Genomic DNA, 6,792 nt, shown 5'->3' on the forward strand with positions numbered 1-6,792 from the left:
GAAGTGAAAGGAGAAACCATACATGCCAGAAACAACAAATAATGAAACGTATCAGCCAATTACGTTTGATGCCATTAAAATCGGTTTAGCATCTCCTGATAAGATCAGAGAATGGTCACATGGTGAAGTCCTGAAACCGGAAACCATCAACTACCGTACGCTGAAACCGGAAAAAGATGGTCTGTTCTGCGAAAGAATCTTCGGACCAAGCAAAGACTGGGAATGTCACTGTGGTAAATATAAAAAAATCCGCTACAAAGGTGTTATCTGTGACCGATGCGGAGTTGAAGTAACAAAATCAAGTGTACGCCGTGAGCGTATGGGACATATCGAGCTGGCAGCTCCGGTATCTCATATCTGGTACTTTAAGGGTATCCCTTCCAGAATGGGACTGATGCTGGATCTGTCACCGAGAGTACTGGAAAAAGTACTGTATTTTGCCAACTACATCGTTCTGGATAAAGGAACCAGCGAACTGCAGTACAAACAGGTACTGACTGAGAGAGAGTTCCAGGAAGCCAGAGAAAAATACGGTATGACATTCCGTGTCGGCATGGGTGCAGAAGCTGTCAAAGAGCTTCTGGAAGCCATCGACATGGAAAAAGAATCCGAAGAGCTGAAAAGAGGCTTAAAAGAAGCTACCGGACAGAAACGTGCAAGAATCATCAAGAGACTGGAAGTTGTAGAAGCATTCCGTGAGTCCGGCAACCGTCCGGAGTGGATGATCATGACTGTTATCCCGGTTATTCCGCCGGATCTGCGTCCTATGGTACAGTTGGACGGAGGAAGATTTGCAACTTCTGACCTGAACGACCTGTACAGAAGAATCATCAACCGTAACAACCGTCTGAAGAGACTGCTGGAGCTTGGAGCACCGGATATTATCGTCAGAAACGAAAAACGTATGCTTCAGGAAGCAGTAGATGCCCTGATCGATAACGGTCGAAGAGGAAGACCGGTAACCGGACCTGGTAACCGTGCTCTGAAATCTCTGTCCGATATGCTGAAAGGTAAATCCGGACGTTTCCGTCAGAACCTGCTCGGAAAACGAGTTGACTATTCCGGACGTTCTGTTATCGTCGTAGGACCGGAACTGAAAATTTATCAGTGCGGTCTGCCGAAAGAAATGGCAATCGAGCTGTTTAAACCTTTCGTTATGAAAGAGCTGGTAGCAAACGGAACATCACATAATATTAAAAACGCAAAGAAAATGGTAGAGAGACTTCAGCCGGAAGTATGGGACGTTCTGGAAGAAGTAATCAAAGAGCATCCGGTTATGCTGAACCGTGCTCCTACACTGCATCGTCTGGGTATTCAGGCATTTGAGCCGATCCTGGTAGAAGGTAAAGCGATCAAACTGCATCCGCTGGTTTGTACCGCATTCAACGCCGACTTCGACGGAGACCAGATGGCTGTACATCTGCCGCTGTCCGTAGAGGCTCAGGCAGAGTGCCGTTTCCTGCTTCTCTCACCGAACAACCTGCTGAAACCGTCCGACGGCGGTCCTGTAGCCGTTCCTTCACAGGATATGGTCCTTGGTATTTACTACCTGACACAGGAAAGACCGGGTTCGATCGGAGAAGGCAAGTACTTCAAGAGCGTGAACGAAGCAATCCTTGCTTATGAAAACAAAGCACTGACTCTGCAGACCAGAATCAAAGTGCGTATGACAAAGACCATGCCGGACGGTACAACAAAGACCGGTACGGTAGAGTCCACACTGGGACGTTTCCTGTTCAACGAGATCCTGCCTCAGGATCTGGGCTTTGTAAACAGAAGCATTCCGGAAAACGAAATGAAGCTGGAAGTAGATTTCCATGTAGGAAAGAAACAGCTGAAACAGATCCTGGAAAAAGTTATCAATACACACGGAGCTACCAAGACAGCAGAAGTGCTGGATGATATCAAAGCAACAGGATATAAATTCTCCACAAGAGCAGCTATGACCGTATCCATTTCCGATATGACCGTTCCGCCTGAAAAACCGGAACTGATCAAGCAGGCTCAGGAGACTGTAGACCACATCACAAAGAACTACAAACGTGGTCTGATCACAGAAGAAGAACGTTACAAAGAAGTTGTAGAGACCTGGAAAGAAACCGATGATGTTCTGACCAGAAAGCTGCTGGACGGACTGGATAAGTACAACAACATCTTCATGATGGCTGACTCCGGTGCCCGTGGTTCTGATAAACAGATCAAACAGCTGGCAGGTATGCGAGGACTGATGGCAGATACAACCGGTCATACGATCGAGTTGCCTATCAAGTCAAACTTCCGTGAAGGTCTTGACGTACTGGAATATTTCATGTCTGCACATGGAGCTCGAAAAGGTATGTCCGATACCGCTCTTCGTACAGCCGATTCCGGTTACCTGACAAGACGACTGGTTGATGTATCACAGGATCTGATCATCCGTGAGATGGACTGCTGCGAAGGCAAAGAAATTCCGGGTATGTATGTAAAAGCATTTACAGACGGCAAGGAAGAGATCGAAAGCCTGCAGGAGCGTATCACAGGAAGATTCTCCTGCGAGACCATTAAGAATAAAGACGGCGAAATCCTTGTAAAAGCAAACCATATGATCACTCCGAAACGTGCAGCACGTATCATGAGTGAAGGTGTGGACGCAAACGGCAAACCATTTGAACAGATCAAGATCCGTACGATCCTGAACTGTAAATCACATGTTGGTGTTTGTGCGAAATGTTACGGTTCCAACATGGCAACCGGTGAGCCGGTACAGGTTGGTGAATCCGTAGGTATCATCGCAGCACAGTCTATCGGTGAGCCGGGTACACAGCTGACCATGCGTACCTTCCATAACGGTGGTGTTGCCGGCGGCGATATCACACAGGGTCTTCCTCGTGTCGAGGAGCTTTTCGAGGCACGTAAGCCTAAGGGACTTGCTATCATCACTGAGATTTCCGGTGTGGCAACCCTCAAAGATACCAAGAAAAAACGTGAGATCATTGTGACAAACAGTGAGACAGGTGAGTCCAAGACTTATCTGATTCCTTACGGATCACGTATCAAAGTACAGGATGGAGTTTATCTGGATGCTGGTGATGAACTGACAGAAGGTAGTGTAAATCCGCATGACATTCTGCGAATCAAGGGCGTAAACGCTGTTCAGGATTACATGCTGCGTGAAGTACAGCGTGTATACCGTCTGCAGGGTGTAGAGATCAACGATAAACATATCGAAGTAATCGTTCGTCAGATGATGAAGAAGATCCGTATAGAGGATAACGGAGACACGGAACTTCTGCCGGGAACCATGGTAGACATCCTTGATTTCGAGGATATCAATGAAGAGATGATCGCTCAGGGCAAAGAGCCTGCAGAAGGAAAACAGGTAATGCTTGGTATTACAAAAGCATCCCTGGCAACCAACTCCTTCCTGTCAGCAGCATCCTTCCAGGAAACTACAAAAGTTCTGACAGAAGCAGCTATCAAAGGTAAAGTCGATCCGCTGATCGGTCTGAAAGAGAACGTTATCATCGGTAAACTGATCCCGGCCGGAACCGGTATGAAACGTTACCGCAACGTAAAACTGGATACCGGTGAGGATGAATATGAAATGGAAGATGACGATCTGATGCTGGATGAAACAGAAATGTCGGAAGAGCAGACAGAGATCACTTCGAAAGAAACAGCAGCAGATGCAGAAACTGCCGCAGCAGAGAATGCAGATGAGAATGTTGCAGACGATTTCGATGAAGTCGATTTGACAGCGGAAGATTCGGATTCTACCGAAGAATAAAGAGAATAACAAAACCCGTACAGGGTGTGGATTTTTTAAGAAAGTTCTTTTTTCGCCACATAGCTATCGAAAGGTAGTTATGTGGCGTTTTTTTGTTGCCATGTTGAGAAAAAGGGTACACCATCTTTTTGTATTGCGTTGCTGCGATATGTCATTGTCATTATTCCGGCAGCATTTCTGTTTGGAAAAATACTGGGAGCAAACGGCGTATGGCTGGCATTTCCGGTGGTAGAAGCATTGACAGCGGTGTTTGCAATCATACTATATCAGAGGTGAGATGATTCTCAACTGTAGGCGGCGGGCAACAAGATTTATTTCCTCTTCTGTTTCATGCATTATTTTCTGTAAATGATCACAAAACGGAACAAAATTTCTCGAATTTTTGATTTGACCATCTGGCGATTTTTTGATAAGATATGTAATATAACATTGTATTATATTACAAGCGATTAGGAGGATAAAGTATGGCTTTTTACAGTTTATCAGAAGCGGAACAGCACATTATGGACTACATGTGGGCACATGCAGATCAGGAGGAGATTCATCTGAATGAAATCATGGAGTACATGGAGACAAAAGGATATGTATGGAAACAGCAGACGGCATATAGTTTTGTGATACGTCTGAAGAATAAGAAAATCCTGTCTTCTACCAAAAGAGGTAAACGTCGCTATTATTCTGTGAACATGTCAAGAAAAGAATTTATAGCAAAAGGTGTTCAGGAATACCTGAATCTTGCCTATGATGGTTCTCTGCTGGTGTTTTTACGTTCTCTTGAGGGCGATCATGGTCTCAGTGAAGAGCACAAACAGGAATTACAGCAATTTGTGAAAGAACAGCAGGAGAAGGAAGAAGAGAGACAGAAGCAGGAAGAAAGCAGCGAAAAAACAGAGTAACAGGGAACAGAATAATAAACAAAAAACGAAAAATGATAAAACAAAAAATGCAAGTATTTTTGTCGGATGACGAAAGTACTTGCATTTTTTCGTTTAGTTTTAATCGAAACTCAATTTTCGATTTTATCTCAGTCGAGAGGACTCCCACTTCTGCAAGTGGCGAGCAACAAACCTTTACAGATCAAAGAACCAGTCTTTTTCATGTTTCTTTTTTCTTCGGTGCTGTACCGGAGGAGTCTGTCTTGGATCTTCCGCAGGTTCGTTTGGAACGGTACTTTCCGGATTCTCATATGGAGCCTGTTCTTTTTCTGGTGAATAAGATGGCTGTCGGGAAACATTTTCGGAACGGTCAAATCCCCAGTCATGATCATATGGATCATTTGTTTCCTGATAATTTCGCTCGGCATATTCCGGTTTGGCATTGAAGTCGATTTCCTGTTCTGGAGACCAGAAAGGATCGTTTGGATTAGTAGCCTTTTTGTCGGAAGTACGTGATGTATGCTCCGGATGAAGTCCGGCTTCTACTTCTTCCCTTGACCAGGTTCTGGTACTCTGCTGTGACTGCGATTCTCTGACGGGCTGCTCATAGTAATCGCGGTTACTGCGGTCAGGAGTCTGTGATTCGCAGTAATTCTGCTCGCAGTTGTCGTATCCGTAACCGTTTTCCGGATTTTTGCCGCTCTGTTCATAATAATCACGATGTCCATGATTATCATAATCATAATTCGGATTGCCGCTGCGGTTATCATAATCATAATTCGGATTGCCGCTGCGGTTATCATAACCATAATTCGGATTACCGCTGCGATTATCATAGCCATAATTCGGATTGCTGCTGCGACCGTCATAACCATAATTCGGATTAACGCCGCGGTTGTCATAGCCGTAATTTGGGTTACCTTCCGGCTGACCATAATAATCGCGGCCGCCGCGGTTATCGTAACCATAATTCGGATTGCCGCCCGGCTGTTCGTAATAATTACGCCCGCTGCGGCTGTCATAGCGACTATCATAACCATAATCCTGCCCACGGTTGTCATAACCATATCCAGATCCTGGATTCTGGTAATAGCGGTCATCCGGCTGTGGTGGCTGGTAATTGCCGTATTTATCATAGTAAGTTGTTTTTGACTTACCGCCAAAGAGCTTTTTCTTTGGCTTTTTCTGTTTTACTTTGACTTTTTCTTTAAAGACCGTCTTCCGTCCGGTCCAGCCGATGATGCGGACGACGATGATCCCAAAAAACACGCCGACACTGTCGATACAGACATCCCTTGCCGAAGGACTTCGTCCGGCGATAAACGATTGGTGGAATTCATCTCCGCAGGCGAACCCGACGCAGATCAGCCCCGCCAGAAACATCAGAAGGATGCCGTGCAGTCCATATACATATAATGGAAAGGATACTGCGATAGCAAGAGCGAAATATTCGGTCATATGTGCCAGTTTGCGAGTGATAAAATCGATTTTATTTGCCCACTCATCGATTTGATCGTAACTGAGATTGGCGTTAAAAACATAGTCGGCTGTTTCGATGATCTTCACACTTGCCTGGTAGCTGAGCTGACCGGACATATCTCCGTCCTGAGCGGAGAAGGAGAAGATAATATACATCATAATGAGGGCAGGTACGAAAGAAAGTGGTTTCAATATTGTCCTCAACATAGCGATTCACCTCCATAATTATAAATAGCGAAAATGCCAGCATAAAGAGCATGCCGGTAAGCTAATTGCTTACGCGATATAATATCACTTTTAAAAGAAAAAGTCCAGCAAAGCCAGCCAGGTTTTCACTTTCACGGTCAGTAAAACAGCGGAGCGTTTATTGTCGGGTGAACAGTAACTATGGATTTTTCATGTACAATACGGTAAAATAGAAGCAGTGAAAGCAAACGGAAGTTGTGGAATGTAACTTTTGTAATGGAAATGGAGATGAAATATATGAGTGAAAAAATTTTGATCGTGGATGATGAAGAGTCGATGGCAGATTTGCTGGAGATTTTTCTGAAAAATGATGGGTACACGGTGTATAAGTTTTATAACGGACAGGACGTTTTGAAATAAGGCTACCGCAATCCCACTGGCTTTAGACGGTGGGTTAAGGTAGCCAAAAATCAGAAATTATAGTAT

4 protein-coding genes and 1 pseudogene are annotated in these 6,792 nt (G+C 44.8%); 4 read left to right on the plus strand and 1 reads right to left on the minus strand.

What is annotated here, in order from left to right; all coding sequences use genetic code 11:
- Positions 1–22: 22 nt before the first annotated feature.
- From rpoC to LKD42_RS11195, 3 genes are all read left to right on the plus strand, one after another.
- Positions 23–3,766 carry a DNA-directed RNA polymerase subunit beta' gene (rpoC, locus tag LKD42_RS11185; protein ID WP_173897756.1) on the plus strand — a complete coding sequence of 1,248 codons (3,744 nt, stop codon included), beginning with the start codon at positions 23–25 and terminating at the stop codon, positions 3,764–3,766.
- An 81-nt stretch (positions 3,767–3,847) separates the two neighbouring features.
- The gene (locus LKD42_RS11190; RefSeq protein WP_248835724.1) at positions 3,848–4,042 is read left to right on the plus strand and encodes a hypothetical protein; all 195 of its coding nucleotides are present in this window, start codon (positions 3,848–3,850) and stop codon (positions 4,040–4,042) included.
- 188 nt (positions 4,043–4,230) lie between these two features.
- The gene (locus tag LKD42_RS11195) at positions 4,231–4,662 is read left to right on the plus strand and encodes a BlaI/MecI/CopY family transcriptional regulator (protein ID WP_147632108.1); all 432 of its coding nucleotides are present in this window, start codon (positions 4,231–4,233) and stop codon (positions 4,660–4,662) included.
- 174 nt (positions 4,663–4,836) lie between these two features.
- Here the strand turns inward: LKD42_RS11195 and LKD42_RS15120 are convergent, their stop codons facing one another.
- A complete protein-coding gene (locus LKD42_RS15120) occupies positions 4,837–6,279 on the minus strand; it encodes a VanZ family protein (protein WP_408610705.1) in 1,443 nt (480 codons plus the stop codon).
- 324 nt (positions 6,280–6,603) lie between these two features.
- On the opposite strand from LKD42_RS15120, the pseudogene LKD42_RS11205 reads away from it, so the two are divergent.
- Positions 6,604–6,723 (plus strand): annotated as a pseudogene (locus tag LKD42_RS11205) (VanD-type vancomycin resistance DNA-binding response regulator VanR); the annotation flags it as partial.
- Between the last annotated feature and the right edge of the window lie 69 nt (positions 6,724–6,792).

The sequence above is a fragment of the Hominisplanchenecus faecis genome, from assembly GCF_020687205.1.
Lineage (GTDB): Bacteria > Bacillota > Clostridia > Lachnospirales > Lachnospiraceae > Hominisplanchenecus > Hominisplanchenecus faecis.